Source organism: Paraburkholderia sp. A3BS-1L (assembly GCF_051125215.1).
Lineage (GTDB): Bacteria > Pseudomonadota > Gammaproteobacteria > Burkholderiales > Burkholderiaceae > Paraburkholderia.
Map to the genome: position 1 here is coordinate 475475 of NZ_CP120443.1, position 17713 is coordinate 493187.

Annotated in this window: 11 protein-coding genes and 1 pseudogene; 3 read left to right on the top strand and 9 right to left on the bottom strand. The window is 66.3% G+C overall.

What is annotated here, in order from left to right; genetic code table 11:
* Nucleotides 1-54: 54 nt before the first annotated feature.
* The 3 genes and pseudogenes from P5W99_RS17365 to P5W99_RS17375 form a co-directional block, all read right to left on the bottom strand.
* The gene (locus tag P5W99_RS17365) at nucleotides 55-2253 is read right to left on the bottom strand and encodes a hypothetical protein (protein ID WP_434663983.1); all 2199 of its coding nucleotides are present in this window, start codon (nucleotides 2251-2253) and stop codon (nucleotides 55-57) included.
* A gap of 63 nt (nucleotides 2254-2316) precedes the next feature.
* Nucleotides 2317-4829, bottom strand: a pseudogene (locus tag P5W99_RS17370) (type VI secretion system Vgr family protein).
* Between the two features lie 209 nt (nucleotides 4830-5038).
* Nucleotides 5039-6601, bottom strand: coding sequence for a methyl-accepting chemotaxis protein (locus P5W99_RS17375; RefSeq protein ID WP_421026433.1), 1563 nt, complete (start codon nucleotides 6599-6601; stop codon nucleotides 5039-5041).
* A 384-nt stretch (nucleotides 6602-6985) separates the two neighbouring features.
* Between P5W99_RS17375 and aepX the strand changes: the two genes are divergently transcribed.
* From aepX to P5W99_RS17390, 3 genes are read left to right on the top strand one after another with little or no spacing between them, the layout of a single operon-like run.
* Nucleotides 6986-8734 (top strand): phosphoenolpyruvate mutase, encoded by a 1749-nt coding sequence (gene aepX, locus P5W99_RS17380; RefSeq protein WP_434663986.1) that lies wholly within the window; start codon nucleotides 6986-6988, stop codon nucleotides 8732-8734.
* Nucleotides 8731-9939 (top strand): phosphonopyruvate decarboxylase, encoded by a 1209-nt coding sequence (gene aepY, locus P5W99_RS17385; RefSeq protein ID WP_434663988.1) that lies wholly within the window; start codon nucleotides 8731-8733, stop codon nucleotides 9937-9939. The genes aepX and aepY overlap by 4 nt, the downstream gene beginning before the upstream one ends.
* Nucleotides 9940-9949: 10 nt before the next feature.
* Nucleotides 9950-11017, top strand: a complete 1068-nt coding sequence (locus tag P5W99_RS17390; protein WP_434664500.1) for a 2-aminoethylphosphonate aminotransferase — start codon at nucleotides 9950-9952, stop codon at nucleotides 11015-11017.
* Between the two features lie 23 nt (nucleotides 11018-11040).
* Here P5W99_RS17390 and P5W99_RS17395 read toward each other — a convergent pair whose 3' ends face one another.
* The 6 genes from P5W99_RS17395 to P5W99_RS17420 all read right to left on the bottom strand — a co-directional run bounded on the left by P5W99_RS17395 (nucleotide 11041) and on the right by P5W99_RS17420 (nucleotide 17520).
* Entirely contained in the window at nucleotides 11041-12273 is a 1233-nt protein-coding gene (locus P5W99_RS17395; RefSeq protein ID WP_434663991.1) for a PepSY-associated TM helix domain-containing protein, read from the bottom strand.
* A 268-nt stretch (nucleotides 12274-12541) separates the two neighbouring features.
* A complete protein-coding gene (locus P5W99_RS17400; RefSeq protein ID WP_421026437.1) occupies nucleotides 12542-12691 on the bottom strand; it encodes a hypothetical protein in 150 nt (49 codons plus the stop codon).
* 139 nt (nucleotides 12692-12830) lie between these two features.
* Complete coding sequence (locus P5W99_RS17405) at nucleotides 12831-13418, bottom strand: nucleotidyltransferase family protein (RefSeq protein WP_434663994.1); 588 nt, start codon at nucleotides 13416-13418, stop codon at nucleotides 12831-12833.
* A gap of 144 nt (nucleotides 13419-13562) precedes the next feature.
* Nucleotides 13563-15794: a xanthine dehydrogenase family protein molybdopterin-binding subunit gene (locus tag P5W99_RS17410; RefSeq protein WP_421026439.1), complete on the bottom strand. Its 2232-nt coding sequence runs from the start codon at nucleotides 15792-15794 to the stop codon at nucleotides 13563-13565.
* Nucleotides 15782-16822, bottom strand: a complete 1041-nt coding sequence (locus P5W99_RS17415) for an FAD binding domain-containing protein (RefSeq protein WP_421026440.1) — start codon at nucleotides 16820-16822, stop codon at nucleotides 15782-15784. The genes P5W99_RS17410 and P5W99_RS17415 overlap by 13 nt, the downstream gene beginning before the upstream one ends.
* 17 nt (nucleotides 16823-16839) lie before the next feature.
* Entirely contained in the window at nucleotides 16840-17520 is a 681-nt protein-coding gene (locus P5W99_RS17420) for a (2Fe-2S)-binding protein (RefSeq protein WP_434663998.1), read from the bottom strand.
* Between the last annotated feature and the right edge of the window lie 193 nt (nucleotides 17521-17713).

Genomic DNA, 17713 nt, shown 5'->3' on the forward strand with positions numbered 1-17713 from the left:
ACACGCCCGCCTGGAACGTTCTTGGTTCCCGTGTTATATGATTCGTATGTTCCCTCACCACCCGAAATAGCATCGCCTATTTTTTTTGATGAATTCGTCGAGGTTGTCTGTAGCAAAACTGAAATTCCCCACCACCCCCACCGGATGAAAATGCCACGGCGCTGGCTCCTTCGGAAATCCCTCGATGGAGGTCACCTGCTCCCACCACTGCAGTTTCCCGATCCGCTCTATCTCGGACTGCCACAGCCACAGCAGATTCTTCATCAGCGGCGACATCTCTTCCCATTTGCCCATCCCGCCGCCCCATTCGGTTTCCGAGCGCACCACCAGATGCGTGATCGCTTCGGCCATCCACGGGGTTTCCCGCGCCTGCTGCAACTCGTATGCCGTCACCTTGCCGTCGTGGTTCGCATCGATCGCTTTCTCCAATTTGACGATCAGATCGCCAGCATTCACCTTCAGCGCGCTCGGCTCGAACGCCGTCTTGTCCTCGTCGGCCAGATACTGGTCCGTGACATGGAGGTGCCGTTTGAACAGGTCGACCGGTCTGAAGCTGATGTTGTCGACGAGTTCGAACCCCGGCCAGTCCCACTGGCCACACAGGCGCGCGAGCGGATGATGTGCCTCGCACACCCAGCCTTGCAGGGTTGAGCCATCCTTCGTCCCGATCGTGATGTTCCACCAGTGCAGCCCCTTGTCGTCGACGGCGACATTACCTGCGCCCAGCCGGTCCAGATCGGTGCGCCGGAATACGTCGCGGAAGTCCGCGCCCGGGCCTTTCGCATTGGAGATATTCAGCGGGAAATCCGACCATCCCTTTACGACACCGGTTGCCGTTGTGTTCGCGAGTTGGGCTTCCACCCACACCGGGGAACCGGCGTTCGTCAGCGTCGGGGTTGGGCGCTGGCCACGGTGTCCTCCACGTGCGGGCATCGTCACCGTCTTCGGCTGGACCCTGACCCAGCGCGAACCCGCCGCCTTGCCCACCGGCACGAGCTTCAGGCCACCTGCGCTCTGGGGCAGCGTCCGGTCCGGCCCGGGGATCTCCATGACGAGTCGCGCACCGGGCGAAATCTCCAGAAACGTCTTCACCGCCGGCAACGCTTTTGCGCGTGCGCGGCTCTTTTCGATGAACGCCGGCAATTCCGGGCCCGCGAATACCTCGAGATGCAGCAGCGGCCGGGTCGGCTTCGGGGGCAGCAGCTTCGCTTCCGTGTAACGCACGTAGTGGCCCATCTGGCCCACCACGTCGCCGGCCTTCACGGGATACGGCTGTTTCAGCACCACCACCGTATCGAGTGGTTTCGGATCGAGAACCGCATCGAGTTCCTTCGCATACACCCAGCTCCACCGTGCATGCTCCGATACCCGCTGGCCGGCAATCGGGGCGACCGGCTCGCCGCTTCTGAGCGCCTTGATCCTTCGCCAGCCGGGATGTCTCGGGTCCGATTCGGACAGCAGGAGTTCAGCGCCACGGGGCAGGATGCCGATGATTCTGCCATTCGCCAGGTCGCGAATGTGGATGCCCTTCACGGGCGCGGGGGGCGGCGTGTTGTCAACCGGCTGGACTACGGGCGGCTGGGGTGGAACGACGAAATCCGCATCGATGAATTCGCCAAGCAGGTCCCGGTTCGCGATGTCCACCGGCACGGGCTGCGGCGGCTTTGGCTTCGGCAGCGTTTGCATGTCGTTCGACCTGTCGCCCACGCGGTAGTAGCGTTCGCCTTCCCAGAACGGCATCGGCTCCAGGTGCGGTGTGGCCGGATCAGGTTGTTTCTTCGCGGCCTGATAGCTGTTCCAGTCCATCAGGTGCATGTACAGGCTGAAGAACGTCAGCGTTTCGTCCGACGCGGGCTTGCCCGTGGCACCAGGCGCCGGCGGCAGCGGCAGCCTGTGACGGATCAGCACGAAGCCCGTGGAGTAGAGCGCCTTGCGATTGTCCCGCCAGATCTGTTCGGGATACTTACTGTCTAGCCGGTAGGCCACGATCTCGCCGTCGGCGATGGCGCGCACGCCTTCATCCTGCTTGAGCATCGCGGCGGTGTTGCGGTCGAAGTGCACGCCGCCGTGCCATATTCCGCTGACGCCAAGCGGATAGAAACCGTCCTCGGCCTTCGCCAGCGCCTTCATGTACGTCATCGGATCGGTGGCGCCACCATTGCCGGACGGCGTGAATGGAAAGGCCCAGTTCAGCGGGGTATAGGCGGATGCTGGCGATGCAGCTGGTCGGGCAGGAAGGGCGGGCGTGTTCATGGATTCCCGGATCAGTGGTTGTTTCGGGTGTGCGTACCGGCAGCAAGGGGAATGTCTTGTGTCTTATCCCGAGTACAGCGAGCCATGCGCGCCATCCACCGAAACCGACGTCGACTGCAGCGGATTGCGAATCGTGGCGCTCGCGCCGTCTGGTTTGTTCCAGGTTCCGCACTTCTCAAGAATCTCTCCGGTTGTTACGTTCTCGATCAATCCCGCTCTGATGCGAATGTACGAACCACCTGCGCCCAGCCAGACTTCCTTTGCGGCGGTGATGACCACCCGCCCGTTCGAACTCTCGATCGTCACGTCTTCCAGGCCCGCCATATCCACCGGGCCGCTTTGCGCTTGAATACTGATCGGCCCCTTCGCCGCGATCATCTTGATGCCCAGGTTCTGTGCGAACAGGCTGATCTTGTCCATGACGCTTGCCAGCAGCGATCTCCCTGCGGCGACGTTGACGTTATTTCCCGCAACGACGTTCGCGTGCCGACGCGCGGCCATGTGCACCGATTGCTGAGTGGACACCGCAATACCTTCCGGGCTCGAAAGCAGCATCACCGGCTTCGCGAAGCCGTTTGCATTGCCCGTGCCTCCGCCCGCCGTGCGTCCGCCGGTTGAAGTTGTGCCAGCAACCATGTGCTGAGTCGCATCGGTGAATGCCTTGAGCGCATCGTGGCCGTCTTGCAGGTTTTCGGCATGATTGGTTTCGCTCGCCTTCGAGACGGTGTCGAACACCGCTTCCGCGCTCGCAAGCTGCTCGGTTGCCGCCGTCACGTTCATGGGCTGCGCGCTGGCGGGCTGCGTCGAGACATACAGTCCCTGTTCCGCGCGCACGGCGCCACAGGCGCTCGACTTCAGGTCGAAGCCACGACCGAGAAACGCCCCGCGCGTGTTGTCGGTCTGCTCGATGAGGTAGCCCAGGTGGAGGTGGGAGCTGTAGCTGGTCGTGTATAGGTGGACGCGATTCTGGCCGCTGGCGTCGTCCATCACCATCTGGTTGTAGCCATCTCCGCCGTATTCGCGGGAGCGGAAACCGGAGAGCAGGCCATGTGTATTCCACACCGGCATGGTCTCGCCGCCGTGCAGTCGCGAGATATGATCACGGGCATGTCGCAATCCCCGTTCACGAAGCCGACGAGCACCTGATCTCCGTTGCGCAATGGAAAGTAGCCGCCACGCTTTGCGCCCGCGTCCGGCATCGCGGCGCGAATCCACGCCGATGCTCGGTTGTTGCGATCCTTGCGGCTGTAAGTCATCCACACTTTTACGCGGTTGCCGTCGTCGGTGGATATTTCTTCGTTCTCCGCGGTGGCGACGATACCGGTCTGGAGGTGCATTTCCGGCTTGCTGTGTTCGAATGGGCTGCGGAACGGCGCGCGGCGGCGCTGCGCGTCGATTTCGACCTGAATGAAGCCTGCGCTGCCGTCCGGGTGACGCACGCTCGCGCCGCCCTTTGCATTCTTCGCCTGTTCGACTTCGGCGCGCAGGCTCTTCGGAAAGCGCGCGAGCGTGTCCATGCCTGGTACGTTGTTCTGGATCAGCCAGTCGCTGGCGATGATCGCCAGTTCCCGATCGTGTTCGGGCAGTTTGTCGAAGTCCGGATGGCCAGTCAGCGTGAACCAGTAACCGGGCAACGCATAGCGCGGACTGCCGACGCCGAAATAGCGTTTCGCGCGCGACGCCCATTCTTCGATGCGGATGTGCGCCTGCTGCTCGCCCAGGTCGCGTTCCCCCCAGCTTTGCGACCCTGTGTAGAGATAGTCTTCTCCTTGTCCCGGCAGCTCGTCCGTGTCCAGTGCGGATGCGCTGACCTGCTTGCTCAGGTCCGGCCGCTTGTAGTCGGCCGTGGCTGTCGTGAGCGTGGCGCATTGCGCTTCCTGCTGCTCGCTCAGTTGAGTCAATCCGTCGAACTCCTCATCGGTGCCGGCGCGACTGAATTTCATCGTCTGTTGCGGCAAGGGCGGGGCGAAGTACAGGTCGTCCGAGAGGGTCACTTTGTGCGACTTGCCGTCCTTCGCGAAGTCGAAGCGTGCAAACACTCCGGCTTCTTCCATGCCGCGGTGAACGAAATTCCAGTCGGTTTCCCACTGCACGCGGTTCGAATACGAGCGCATGGGCGTGCGCAGGTCGAATGAGTAATTTCCGCGCGCCTGGGGGTGCTTATGGAACACGTCAGACAGCACTTGCTGGCCAGAGACTTCCTGCCAGTCGCGCCGGTCGCTGGCGAGCTTGAGGAAACTCAGCCACGAGGAAAATTGCAGCTGGAAGTACGTGATGCCGCCATCGCTGCCAATTCTGCGGGCACGCTGGACATAGCCGTGGATTGGCAGATAGCTGCCGTTGGTCTGCCGGATCCAGAGCGTGACGGGCCGAAGCATTAGCGCACTGAGTTCGATCCTGGTGTTGTGGGCCGAAGCCGCGTCGACGATCACCTCGAAATTGCGTCCGAGCCGGGCATTGATCTTGACGTACAGGGGTACGAGCCAGTCTTCGCCGAGTGGCGTGTCGAGTCTGGCGAGACGGCCACGTTGCGCGTATCCGGTGCGCAACACCTTGTCCAGCGCCTGGGCAGTCATGGGTTACCTCGTCTGTCCGTGGTACGCGCATTTGGCCGTCGCAAGCCCGCGACGGCTGGAATGGCGGGTTCTATTTCAGGGGAAGACGAGAAGTTAACCGGGAAGCCTGTTCCCGGAATTGACGTGGCGCAGTCAATACGTACTGCAGAAGCTTTGATCCGGTCTTGCAAAGCCCATCGAAGGCCATGCTGCCGGCGCTGGTTGGATCCTCAGGCGCGCTCGTGCAGTCCCTCCGCCGGCAACCTGAAACTCGCAATCGACTCGCGCAGCCCCGTCACCTGATCCTTGAGCGAATGCGCCGCCGCCGCGGCTTGCTCGACCAGCGCCGCATTCTGCTGCGTCACCTGATCCATTTCACCCACGGCGCGGTTCACCTGCTCGATGCCCGCGCTCTGCTCGCGCGACGCGTGGCTGATCTCCTCGAGGATTTCGTGCACGCGCCGTACCGACTGCACGATCTCGTTCATCGTCGAGCCCGCGCTGGTCACGAGGTGCTGCCCTTCGGCCACCGTGCCCGTCGATTTTTCGATCAGCGCCTTGATCTCCTTGGCTGCCGCCGCCGAACGCTGCGCGAGGCTGCGCACCTCCGCCGCGACCACCGCGAAGCCGCGTCCCTGTTCGCCCGCGCGCGCGGCTTCCACCGCCGCATTCAACGCCAGGATGTTGGTTTGAAAAGCAATCCCGTCGATCACGCCGATGATGTCGCCAATCTGCTGCGAGCTCGTGGTGATGTCGCCCATCGTGCGCACCACGTCGCCGACGACGGCGTTGCCGCGCGTGGCGACTTCGGCCGCCTGGCTCGCGAGCGTGGCGGCGTGCTGCGCGCTGTCCGCGTTCTGGCGCACGTTGGTGGTCATCTGGTCCATGCTCGATGCGGTTTGCACGAGCGCCGCGGCCTGCTCCTCGGTGCGCTGCGAGAGATCGGTGTTGCCGGCGGCAATTTCGTTGGCGCCCACGTTGATGTTTTCCGCGCCGCTGCGCACGCGCGAAACGGTTTGCACGAGCGCGCCCTGCATGGTTGCGAGCGCACGCATCAGGCTTTTCGCGTTGGCGCCTTGAACCTGAATGTGCGAGGTGAGATCGCCATGAGCGATGCGGTTGGCCGTCTCGACGGCGATTTCGAGTTCGCCGCCGATGCTGCTGCGAACGCTGCGCACCACCAACACCATCACGACCGTGGCGGCCGCGCCGAGCACGAAGGTCGCGAGCAGCCAGCGCACGAGGTTCGTGTAGAACGCGGTGCGCACGTCGTCCATGTACATGCCGGTGACGATCACCCAGTCCCACGGCGCGAAGCGGTAGGCGTAGCTCAGCTTCGGCACGGGCTCGGTCTGGCCGGGCTTGGACCACAGATAGTCGACGAAGCCGCCGCCAGGTTGACTCGCGGTCTGTGAAAGCTCGACGAAAAGGTGCTTGCCCGAGGGGTCGCTGAAGTCGGTGAGCTTCTTGCCGTTGAGCTCGGGCTTGATGGGATGCATCAGCATCACCGACTGGGAGTTGTTGATGCTCAGATAGCCGTCCGTCCCGTAGCGGACGGCAGCGAGCGCGGCCAGCGCCTGCTTTTGCGCATCGGCTTCAGTGAGGGCGTGCTGCTGCGACAGCGTGTAGTAGTGCTTGGCGATGCTGGTGGCTTCCTGCACGAGCGTGACGAGCTGTGCGCGCCGTTCGCGGATCATGCCGTCGCGGCTTTGCCACGCGCCGAAGGCAACGATGAGGAGCAAGCCGATCCAGAGGATCGCGATCATCGAGCGGAGTTTCTGGTTGAGGGTCATCTTCTGATTGGTCGGTCCAGGGCTGCGTTGGGGCGGCGATTGCTGCAAAGGGAGGGCCTCGCCAGCCTGTGATAACGGCGCGCGCACGCGAGCGCACGAGTCAGGATGAACCCTGTGTGCGGCGGCCGTTGGCGCAAAAATGCGCGGAAAGCGCCCTTTAAAACCACAAATTTCACTGGAATTACATGATTTGCCACTTTCTGCTGTGGTTGAAAGCGGATACGAATCATTTCCGTTATAGTCGCGGCTTTGGCCCCATGCCGCCGCCAAGGTCCATCGGCGGCGCGACGCATGTTTCGCGGTCCCAAAACCGATTTCCCAACGATGCGACGCGCGCGGCGCAGCCACGGCTGCCGACGCGGCGTCGTCCCATGGAGCGACACGATGAACGCACGCGAACCCGCCATGTTTTCCGCTGCGGTTCCCGCATCGCGCAGCGCGCGGCTGCGCCAGATGCTGGTGAGCAACGAACTCGAATTCCTGATGGAAGCGCACAACGGCTTGTCCGCGCGGATTGCGCGCGAGGCGGGTTTCAAGGCGATCTGGGGCTCGGGCTTGTCGATCTCCGCGCAGTTCGGCGTGCGCGACAACAATGAAGCGAGCTGGACCCAGGTGGTCGACAACCTCGAATTCATGGCCGATGCGAGCGATCTGCCGATCCTGCTCGACGGCGACACCGGTTACGGCAATTTCAACAACGTGCGCCGTCTCGTGCGCAAGCTCGAGCAACGCGGAATTGCGGGCGTGTGCATCGAGGACAAGCAGTTTCCGAAGACCAACAGCTTCATCAAGGGCGAAGCGCAGCCGCTTGCCGACATGGACGAGTTCTGCGGCAAGATCAAGGCCGGCAAGGATTCGCAGCACGACGAACATTTCTCGATCGTTGCGCGCGTGGAAGCGCTGATCGCGGGCTGGGGCATGGACGAGGCGCTCAAGCGCGCCGAGGCCTATCGCCTCGCGGGCGCGGATGCGATTCTCATCCACAGCAAGCTCTCGAAGCCCGACGAGATTCTCACGTTCGCGCGCGAGTGGGCGGGGCGGGGTCCGCTCGTGATCGTGCCCACCAAGTACTACAGCACGCCCACCGATGTGTTTCGCAAGGCCGGCATCAGCGTCGTGATCTGGGCAAACCATCTGGTGCGCGCTTCGGCTTCGGCAATGCAGTCCGTCGCGAAGACGATTCACGAGACGCAGACGCTCATCGATGTGGAAGACCGCATCGCGCCCGTCAACGAAATCTTCCGTCTTCAGGACGCCGATGAGTATTCGGAAGCGGAAAACCGCTACCTGAGCGCGTCGCGCACGGCGGGCGCGGCGATCGTGCTGGCGGCGAGCCGTGGCTCGGGCCTCGATGCTTTCACGGAGGACAAACCGAAGGTCATGCTGCCCGTGGCGGGTAAGCCGCTGTTGCGCTGGCTCGTCGACGCGTTCAAGAAGCAGTCGGTCAACGACATCACGGTGGTGGGCGGCTATCGCGCCGACGCCATCGACATGGCGGGCGTGAAGCTCGTGCGCAACGAGCGCTATGGGCAGACCAACGAGCTCGCCTCGCTCGCGTGCGCCATCGACTCGCTCAAGAACGACACGGTGATCTCGTATGGCGACCTGCTGTTCCGCAGCTACATCCTGCGCGATCTGGTGGAAAGCGAAGCGGACTTCAGCGTGGTGATCGATTCGTCGCCGGAGTCGGAAAGCAGCAGCACGCGCGACTTCGCGTGGTGCTCGTCGGGCGACGATCGTGGCCTCTTCGGCAACAAGGTGCTGCTTGCCCGCATCGCGAGCGGGCCGGCCGCGAAGGGTGAGGAGGGCGAGGCGCCGCACGGACGCTGGATCGGCCTCATGAGCGTGCGCGGCGCGGGCCGCGAGAAGCTCGCGAACAAGCTCGCGCAACTGCAAACGCGCGCCGACTTCGACACGCTCGACATGCCCGCGCTCCTCAATGCGCTGATCGCGGATGGCGAGCAGGTCGAGGTGCAATACGTGCGCGGTCACTGGCGCGGCGTGAACGATCTCGAAGATTTCCGCCGCGCGGGGGATTTCGCGCAGGGCGTACTTACGCAGGGTGGCGTCATGCCGGGCGCTGCTATGCAGACGCAGACGCGGGCTCAGTCGAAGGCGGAGGGCCAGGCATGATCGAAGCGGCGCAGTTTGTGGAAGCGGCGCGCTCGCGCGGCTTCGAATGGTACGCGGGCGTGCCGTGCTCGTTCCTCACGCCGTTCATCAATTACGTGCTGCAGGACGAGTCGCTTCATTACGTGTCGGCGGCAAACGAGGGCGATGCCGTCGCGCTGATTGCGGGCGTGGCGCTCGCCGGCGAGCGCGGCATCTCGATGATGCAGAACTCCGGGCTAGGCAACGCCGTGAGCCCGCTGACTTCGCTCACGTGGACCTTTCGCCTGCCGCAACTGCTGATCGTGACATGGCGCGGCCAGCCTGGCGTGGCCGACGAGCCGCAGCATGCGCTGATGGGCCCCGTCACGCCGCAGATGCTCGACACGATGGAGATTCCGTGGGAGCTGTTCCCGACGCAAGCGGAAGCCATCGGCCCGGCGCTCGATCGCGCGCTCAGGCATATGGACGAAACGGGCCGCCCCTATGCGCTCGTGATGCAAAAGGGCAGCGTTGCGCCGTTCGAACTCGAGGGTGGCGGCGCGATGCCCGAGAAGCATGCGCTGCCCGTCGCCCAGTCGAAATGGACGGAGCGGACTCCTGATCAATTGCCCACGCGCCAGCAGGTGCTCGAACGCGTGATTGCGGCTACGCCCACGCAATCGTCGGTGGTGCTGGCGTCGACGGGTTTCTGCGGACGCGAGCTCTACGCGCTAGACGACCGCGCCAACCAGCTCTATATGGTGGGCTCGATGGGCTGCGTCACGCCGTTCGCGCTCGGGCTCGCGCTTGCGCGTCCGGACCTGAACGTGGTGGCGCTCGATGGCGACGGCGCGGCGCTCATGCGCATGGGCGCTTTCGCGACGCTGGGCGCTTACGGCCCGTCGAACCTCACGCATGTGCTGCTCGACAACGGCGTGCACGATTCGACCGGCGGCCAGGCGACGGTTTCGCCGCAAGTGTCGTTCGCGGGTGTGGCGGCGGCATGCGGTTACGCCGAGGCCGTGGAAAGCGACGACCTCGCGGCGCTTGACGCCGTGCTCGCTGGCGCGAACGATGCGGCGGGCAACTCGGGACTGAACGGCACCCGCTTCGTACGCCTGACTATCCGCCGCGGCACGCCCGATGGGCTGCCGCGTCCGACCATCACGCCGCCCGAGGTGAAGGCGCGTCTCATGCGCCACATCGGCGCGCCCGCTCATGCAGCGGAACATACCGTTGAACGATAAGGAATTGCCGATGCTGTTGCTCAATCCCGGTCCCGTCACGCTTACCGAGCGCGTGCGCCGTAGTCTGCTGCAGGAAGACCTCTGCCATCGCGAAAGCGAATTCTTCGACGTTCAGGAAGACGCGCGCACGCGCCTCCTGAGCGTCTACGATCTGGACCTCGCGCAGTGGCAGGCGGTGCTCATTACCGGCTCCGGCACGGCCGCGGTCGAGAGCATGATTGCATCGCTCGTGCCCGCCAACGGCAAGCTGCTGATCGTCGAGAACGGCGTGTACGGCGAGCGCGTCACGCAGATCGCCACGCAGTACCACATCGCACACGAAGTGGTGAAGCACGAGTGGATGCAGGCGCCCGATCTCGCGCGGGTTTGCGCGGCGCTCGACGCTGACCGTGCGATCACGCATGTCGCGATCATCCATCACGAGACCACCACGGGCCGGCTGAACGATCTGCGTGCGCTGGGCGAGGCGTGCCGCGCGCGCGGCGTGCAGATGCTCGTGGATGGCGTGAGCAGCTTCGGCGCCGAAGCCATCGATTTCGCCGACACGAGTATTGCCGCTGTGGCCGCGACCGCGAACAAGTGCCTGCACGGCGTGCCGGGCGCGGCCTTCGTCGTGGTGCGCCGCGCGGCGCTCGCGAATGCATCGAGCCGCACGTACTATCTCGACCTCAAGCGCCTCGCCACGCTCCAGGATCAGCGCAATACGCCGTTCACGCCTTCGGTGCATGCGTATTACGCGCTCGTCGAAGCGCTGCGCGAACTCGCCGATGAAGGCGGCTGGCAAGCGCGTCACGCGCGTTATGCAGCGCTTTCGGAGCAGGTGCGCGCGGGTTTTGCGGCGCGCGGGATGGCGAGCGTGTTGCCGAAGGACGAGTCCTCGGTGGTGTTGCGAGCGTTCCGTCTGCCGGTTGGCATCGACTATCCGACGCTGCACGACGCGCTCAAGGCGCGCGGCTTCGTGATTTATGCGGGGCAGGGCGGTTTGTCGAAGGAACTGTTCCGCATCTCGACGATGGGCGATATTCATGCCGCCGACGTCGAGCGTCTGCTGGCGGCGTTCGACGCAGTCGCGAAGTAGCCGTCGCGATTCGGACGGGCGCCTTACCCCGTCACGCGTTCTCCCGCGCGCAGCGCCGTGGTTTCCTTCGCGGGCTTGCTTGCACTCTTGCGGCGCGCCCGCGCCTTCTTCAGCCAGATCAGCACGCCCGTCACGCTGAGCATCGCGACGGCCACGCCCATGCAGCTCATGGCGATGCGCCCCGGTAATCCGGCGATGCGGCCCGAGTGCAGCGGAAACTGCGCCTGGATGAAGAGGTCGCCGGCGCTGCCGCGTCCGGGTATTTGCCGGGCGATCACCTCGCCGGTGCGAGCGTTCATGACGAGCCAGGGGTTGCCGAGGCCGGCGTCGCCGTGATCGTTGCCCGCCGCAAAGTAGCCCACGCCATACGCGCCGAGCGCGGGCATCGCGAACAGGCCGCCCGGCGGCGCGGCAATGCCTTCGCGGCGGCCCAGCGCGGGCGCCATGGCGGCGATGCGCGCGCGCGCCGAAGTGGTTTCTTCGGGCGTGAGCTCGGGACCGGGCGCGACGGTGCGGAACGGGTCCGGCGCGAGCGTCGAGAACATCGACACCACGGGGCGCACGACCTGCGTGCCCAGATTCATCGAGATCGATGTGAGTGCAACCATTATTAGCAGGCCCCAGAGCCAGACGCCTCCCGAGCGGTGCAGGTCGAAGGTGAGCGCGTAGCCGCCGCGCTTCACGCGAAAGGCGAGCGATTTGCGCCAACTCTTGAGGTTCGGAAAGGCGAGAACGATGGCGACGAAGCCGTCCAGCAGCCAGGTCATGCCGACGACGCCCATCGTCCAGACGCCGAAGTCGATGCCCATCCTGGTCGGCAGGAACAGCGTGTAGTGCAGCTGATAGAGGAACGGGATCAGATTCAGGCGCGCAAGCGAGGGCGCACCCCACATGCGGCGGCCTTGCTCGGCGCCGGTGACCGGGTCCAGCGCGACCTGGTTGTAGCCGAGCGCGAAGGGCGCGCCGGTCTTCGGGTCGATGCGCGGTTCCACGCGCACGACGAACGTGTGGCCGGGCTCGACCGAGAGCGGCATGTAGCTGATCTGCGCGCGCGGATCGGCGGCTTCCACGCGCTGGGCGAGCGTGAGCGCGGGCAGCGGCGCGCCGGGCGTATCGGCGTGATAGAAGGACCGATTGAGCGCCGCATCGAGCTCGTGGTCCCAGCCGATCACGGCGCCCGTGAGGCCGGCGAGAAACAGGAACGCCGCCGTGCCGAGGCCGAGCCAGCGGTGCAGGCGGACCAGCAGGGCTCTCATGCGGGCGCGCCGGGAAGAGTGCGAGCGCGGTGATCGCAGCGAGTGCGGCGGTCCGCGCGGGCGGGCGCAGTCTGGAAAGCGGTCACGATGGTTGGGATGAATCCGGCTGAGTGCAATGTTGGTTGCAAATGCAAATCGTTCGCATTCTATAAAGAGATGCGCGCGAACGCAAGCTTCGCGAAAGCAGGAAGACGCGGAGGCAGGCGGGAAATTCGGCTGGCGGCGAGTGCCGCGCGGCCGGCGCTTGGTGGCGCTTGGTGGCGCTTCGCTACACCGGATCCTTGCTCGGCGGAGCGTCCGGACGTTGCGGCTCCTCGCCGTGATGTCCGGGCGGTGGTGGCGTGAGCGGATCGCGCTCGGGGTCACGCGTGGGATCGGCGAGCGGGTCGGGCAGCGGGTTGGTGTGCGAGCAGATCATCGCGGGTACCTCGTGAGCAGGCGTGGCCAATCGGGCGCGATGTGTGGATGGTCCTTATAGCCTAGGCGATCGGCGCGCCTCGTGCGGGATTTCGCATGCGCGCGCGAGGCGCTGGAAACGCGCCGGAGACGGCAAGCGCCTAGAGCCCATCCAGATCGGCGGGGGTATCGACGTCGCGCAGGATGCCGGGGTCGTTCACGTCGATGCGCGTGAGCGCGGGCGAGTTCAGCAGCGCGCGCGCGCCGGTGTCGCCGTCGAGCGCAAGCAAGGCCGCGCGATGCGCGAGCCCGAATCCGACCGGATGACCGCGCTGCCCGTGATAGAACGGCGCGACCAGCGGCTTGCCCGCATCGAGCTCGCACGCGACGGCCTCGATGGTCGCGGGCGCGATGCGCGGCATGTCCGCGAGCGCCACGATCCAGCTTTCTCCTTCGGTGTCGGCCTTGATCGCCGCGGCGAGGCTCGCGCCCATGCCTCTCGCGGCGGCGGCGGCGAACACCACGTCGCAGCCGGCGTCGTTCAAGACGTGCGCGAGCGCTTCCGCGCCGGGACGCACCACGGCGATCACCCTTGGCGTGACCGTCAAGAGCCGGTGCGCGGCCTCATGAGCCACGCTGACGCCGCTGCGCAGCGGCGCGAGAAGCTTGTTGCGCAAACCGTCTGGATCGAAGCGCGATCCGGTGCCGGCGGCGAGCAAAACGCCAGTGGCGAGCGATGCATAGGCCATGGGGGGAGCCGCGCGAGAGGGGGAGGCGTTGATTGTGCGGTGCAACCGCGCGTGAGGCAAGCCCAGGGAAGACGCGCGGCGCGCCGCGTGTTCCGTTCATTCCGTGGTGCCGCGCGTGCCTGTCATTAAATCGTCACGCGCGGGTTACGCGAATGCGTGACGCGGCAGCATCATCTTGTCGAGCGTGATCGGCAGATCCCGCACGCGCACGCCCGTTGCGTGATAGACCGCGTTGGCGATCGCGGCGGGCACCCCGGTGATGCCGATTTCGCCGATGCCGCGCACGCCGAGCGGATTGAAGCGCAAGTCCGGCGCGCCCACGAACAGCACATCCAGATCGCCGATATCGGCGTTCACGGGCACGTGATAGTCGGCGAGGTTGCCGTTGGCGAAGCGGCCCGTGCGCGCGTCCAGCATGGCGTCTTCGTGCAGCGCCGTGCCCACGCCCCAGACCATGCCGCCCATCAGCTGGCTGCGCGCCGTTTTTTCGTTGAGCACCTGCCCCACGTCGTAAGCGCCGACGATGCGCGCCACGCGCAGCGTGCCGAGCTCGGCGTCCACGTGCACCTCGGCGAAGACCGCGCCGAACGAGTGGAACGCGTATTGCTGCCGCTCCGCGCCCGGCTTCTCCGCGGCTTGCGCCTCGATCGGCTCGCCGCCCGCGCGCGCGATGATGGCGGCGGCCGGGTCGCGGCGCGCCGGGTCGCGGGTCGCCAGAACCCAGCCGTCGGCGACCGCGACGTCCCCGGGAGCCACGCCATGGACTGGAGAAGCGGGGTCGGCAATCGCGAGCGCGATCAGTTTGTCGCGCGCGGCGCGTGCCGCCGCCTGCACGGCGGGCGAGACGCTCGCCGCCGATTGCGAGCCGCCCGAGACCGGCGCGCGAGGCAGCGTCGAATCGCCGAGCGCGAAGCGGATACGCTCTGGAGGAAAGCCGAGCGCATCGGCGGCCACCTGGGTCATCACGGTATACGTGCCGGTGCCGATGTCCTGCGTGCCGGAGGCGACCATCGCGGTGCCATCGGGCAGGATGCGCGCGATGGCCGCCGCTTCGCTGCGGTTGGCCGGATAGGTCGCGCCCGCCATGCCCAGGCCGATCAGCGTGTTGCCCTCGCGCATCGCGCGCGGCGCGTTCACGCGGCGCGACCAGCCGAAGCGCTGCGCGCCCGCCGTATAGCATTCGCGCAGCGCCTTCGACGACCATGGCCGGCCTTCTTGCGGCTCCGCTTCCGCGTAGTTTTTCAGGCGCAGCGCGATGGGGTCCATCTTCAGGCGCCACGCCAGTTCGTCCATCGCGGATTCGAGCGCGAACGAGCCGGTGGTCTCGCCGGGCGCGCGCATGAAGGTGGGCGTGCCGACGTTCAGCGGCACGACGCGGTGGCTCGTGCTCAGGTTCGGGCATGCATACATCATGCGCGTGACGAGACCCGACATCTCGGTCCAGTCCTCGAACGCCGAGGTGTGCGAGAGCGTGTCGTGGCGCACGCCGGTGAGCGTGCCGTCCGCGCGCGCGGCAATCGAGAGATGTTGCTCCGTGTGCGGCCGCGAGCCCACCAGCCCGAACATCTGCGGCCTGGTGAGGGCGAGGCGCACGGGACGGCCGGTTTGCTTCGCGGCCATCGCGCACAGGCTCACGTGAGACCATGAGGATCCCTTACAACCGAAGCCGCCGCCGATGAACGGCGAGATCACGCGGATATGCTCCGCCGGGATGCCGAATACGGCGGCCACGGCGGCGCGATCGTTCGTCACGCCCTGGGTGGCGTCGTAGAGCGTGAGTTCGGGACCGTCCCAGCGCGCCATGGTCGCGTGCGGCTCCATCGGGTTGTGGAACTGCGTGGGCGTGGTGTAGACCGCGTCGACGCGCAGCGCGCCTTGGTGCAGGCCCGCTTCCACGTTGCCGCGCTGCGAATCCATCGGGCGTCCGGGTATGGCGGGCGGCGTGTGCGCCTGCGCTTTGGCGCGCGCGAAGTCGAGCGTCGCCGGCGAGGCAGCGTAGGTCACGCTCACGTGCTGCGCGGCGTCGGCGGCGTGCTCGAGCGTATCCGCGACCACGACCGCGACGGGCTCGTTGCTGTAGCGCACGACGTTGTCCTGGAGCAGCGTGAGGCGCCGCACCGCGGGCGGCGAAACGGGCGGGCGCCCCGCGTTCGGCAGGCGCATCGCGTTCTGCGAGGTCATCACGAGCAGCACGCCCGGCATGGCCTGTGCACGGCCCGTGTCGATCGATGCGATCGTGCCGCTCGCCACGGTGCTTGTCACGAGCACCGCATGCGCGAGACGCGCCTCGGGAAAATCCGCCGCATAGTTCGCGCCGCCTGTGACTTTGAGCATGCCGTCGATGCGCTCGACCGGCTGTCCGATCAGCTTGTCCATGCGTGTTCTCCCGTGACGCTCGCGCTGCTTGCGCCAGTCGCTGGACTGCCCGCGGCCAGCATGGCGGCGCGCACCATGGCGCGCTGCGCGAGCTCGACCTTGAACGTGTTGCCGGAGAGCGGCTGTGCTTGCGCGAGTTCCGCGGCGGCGGCGCTGCGCAACGTGGCCGAGTCGAGCGTGTGCCCGGCGAGATGCTGCTCGGCGCGGCTGGCGCGCCACGGCTTGTGCGCGACGCCGCCTAGCGCGATGCGCGCGGCGCGCACGCGCTGGCCATCGAGCTGCAAGGCCACCGCGACGGAGACGAGCGCGAACGCGTAGCTCGCGCGGTCGCGCAGCTTCAGGTAGTGCGTGTGATCGCTGAACGCGGAGGGCGGCAGGTCCACCGACGTGATCAGCTCGCCGGGCGCGAGCGTCGTGTCCTGATCGGGGCGCTCGGCGGGCAGCCGGTGAAACTGCGCGATCGGAATCGCGCGTGCGCCGCGCGGTCCGCTTACTTGCACGGTGGCCTCGAGCGCCGCGAGCGCCACGCTCATGTCGGACGGATTCACGGCCACGCATTGCGCGCTCGCGCCGAGAATCGCGTGCATGCGATTGAAGCCCTCGCGCGCGGCGCAGCCGCTGCCGGGCGCGCGCTTGTTGCACTGCGCGAACGCGGTGTCGTAGAAGTACGCGCAACGCGTGCGCTGCATGAGATTGCCGCCCACGGTGGCCATATTGCGCAGTTGCGGCGACGCGCCCGCGAGCAAGGCCTGCGTGAGCAGCGGGTAGCGCGTGCGCACGAGCGCGTGGTTCGCCGCGTCGCTATTGCGCACGAGCGCGCCGATGCGCAGGCCGCCATCGGGCAAGGTCTCGATGTGCCCGAGTGCGGCAAGGCGCGTGATGTCGATGAGCTTGAGCGGATGCGCGAGGCCGCCTTTCATGAGGTCGAGCAGATTCGTGCCGCCGCCGATAAAGGCTGCGCCCGGCTGCTGCGCGGCGGCAATGGCGGCGTCGATGTCGTCGGCGCGCTGCAAGGAGAACGCGTCCATTGCGGTGCTCCTTTCTTTCAGGTGCTGGCCGCGTGCGCGTCGCGCACCGCGGCCACGATGTTGGCGTAGGCGCCGCAGCGGCAAAGGTTGCCGCTCATGCGCTCGCGAATCTCGGCGTCGCTCAGTTGCGTGGGAGGCGTGCGCACATCGGCGGTCACGGCGCTGGCCGCGCCGGCTGCGAATTCCGTGAGGCAGGCGGTGGCCGAGCACACTTGGCCGGGCGTGCAGTAGCCGCATTGCAGCGCGTCGCGTTCGATGAAGGCGCGTTGCACGGCGCTGGGTGCATCCGCGCCCGCGAGGCCCTCGACGGTGGTGATGCGCTGGCCCTCGTGCATCGCGGCGAGCGTGAGGCAACTGTTGATGCGGCGGCCTTCCACGAGCACCGTGCAAGCGCCGCACTGGCCGCGGTCGCAGCCTTTCTTCGTGCCGCTCAAGCCGGCGTAATCGCGCAGCGCGTCGAGCAGCGTCACGCGCGGCTCGATATGAAGCACATATTCGCGACCGTTGATGTCGAGCTTGACCGGTTGCGCGGTGGCGGGCGAGGGCGGTGGCGTGGCGGTATCGGCGGGGGACGGCGTGTGCTGCGACGGCGCGTCTTGCGCATGCAGATGAGGCACACTGCCCAGCGCGGCGGCAGCGGCGGCCGATTGCAGGAAGCGGCGGCGGGTGACGTCGGCGGGAGGAGGGGCGTTGGACATGGCGTTCGACAGACTCCATAACGAAGACGGAACGTAAGGCGCGCAATGAAGCACAAGCGCATGGCCGGATTTGCCATGCGCGGAGTTTCGCGGCGCGGCTGTCCGAATGCAGCAAATTCGATGCCGCGTTCAGTCGGGCGTGCTCTCCTTGCGCCCCTTATGAGAACCGCACGTTGCGCTCGTGGAACGCGAA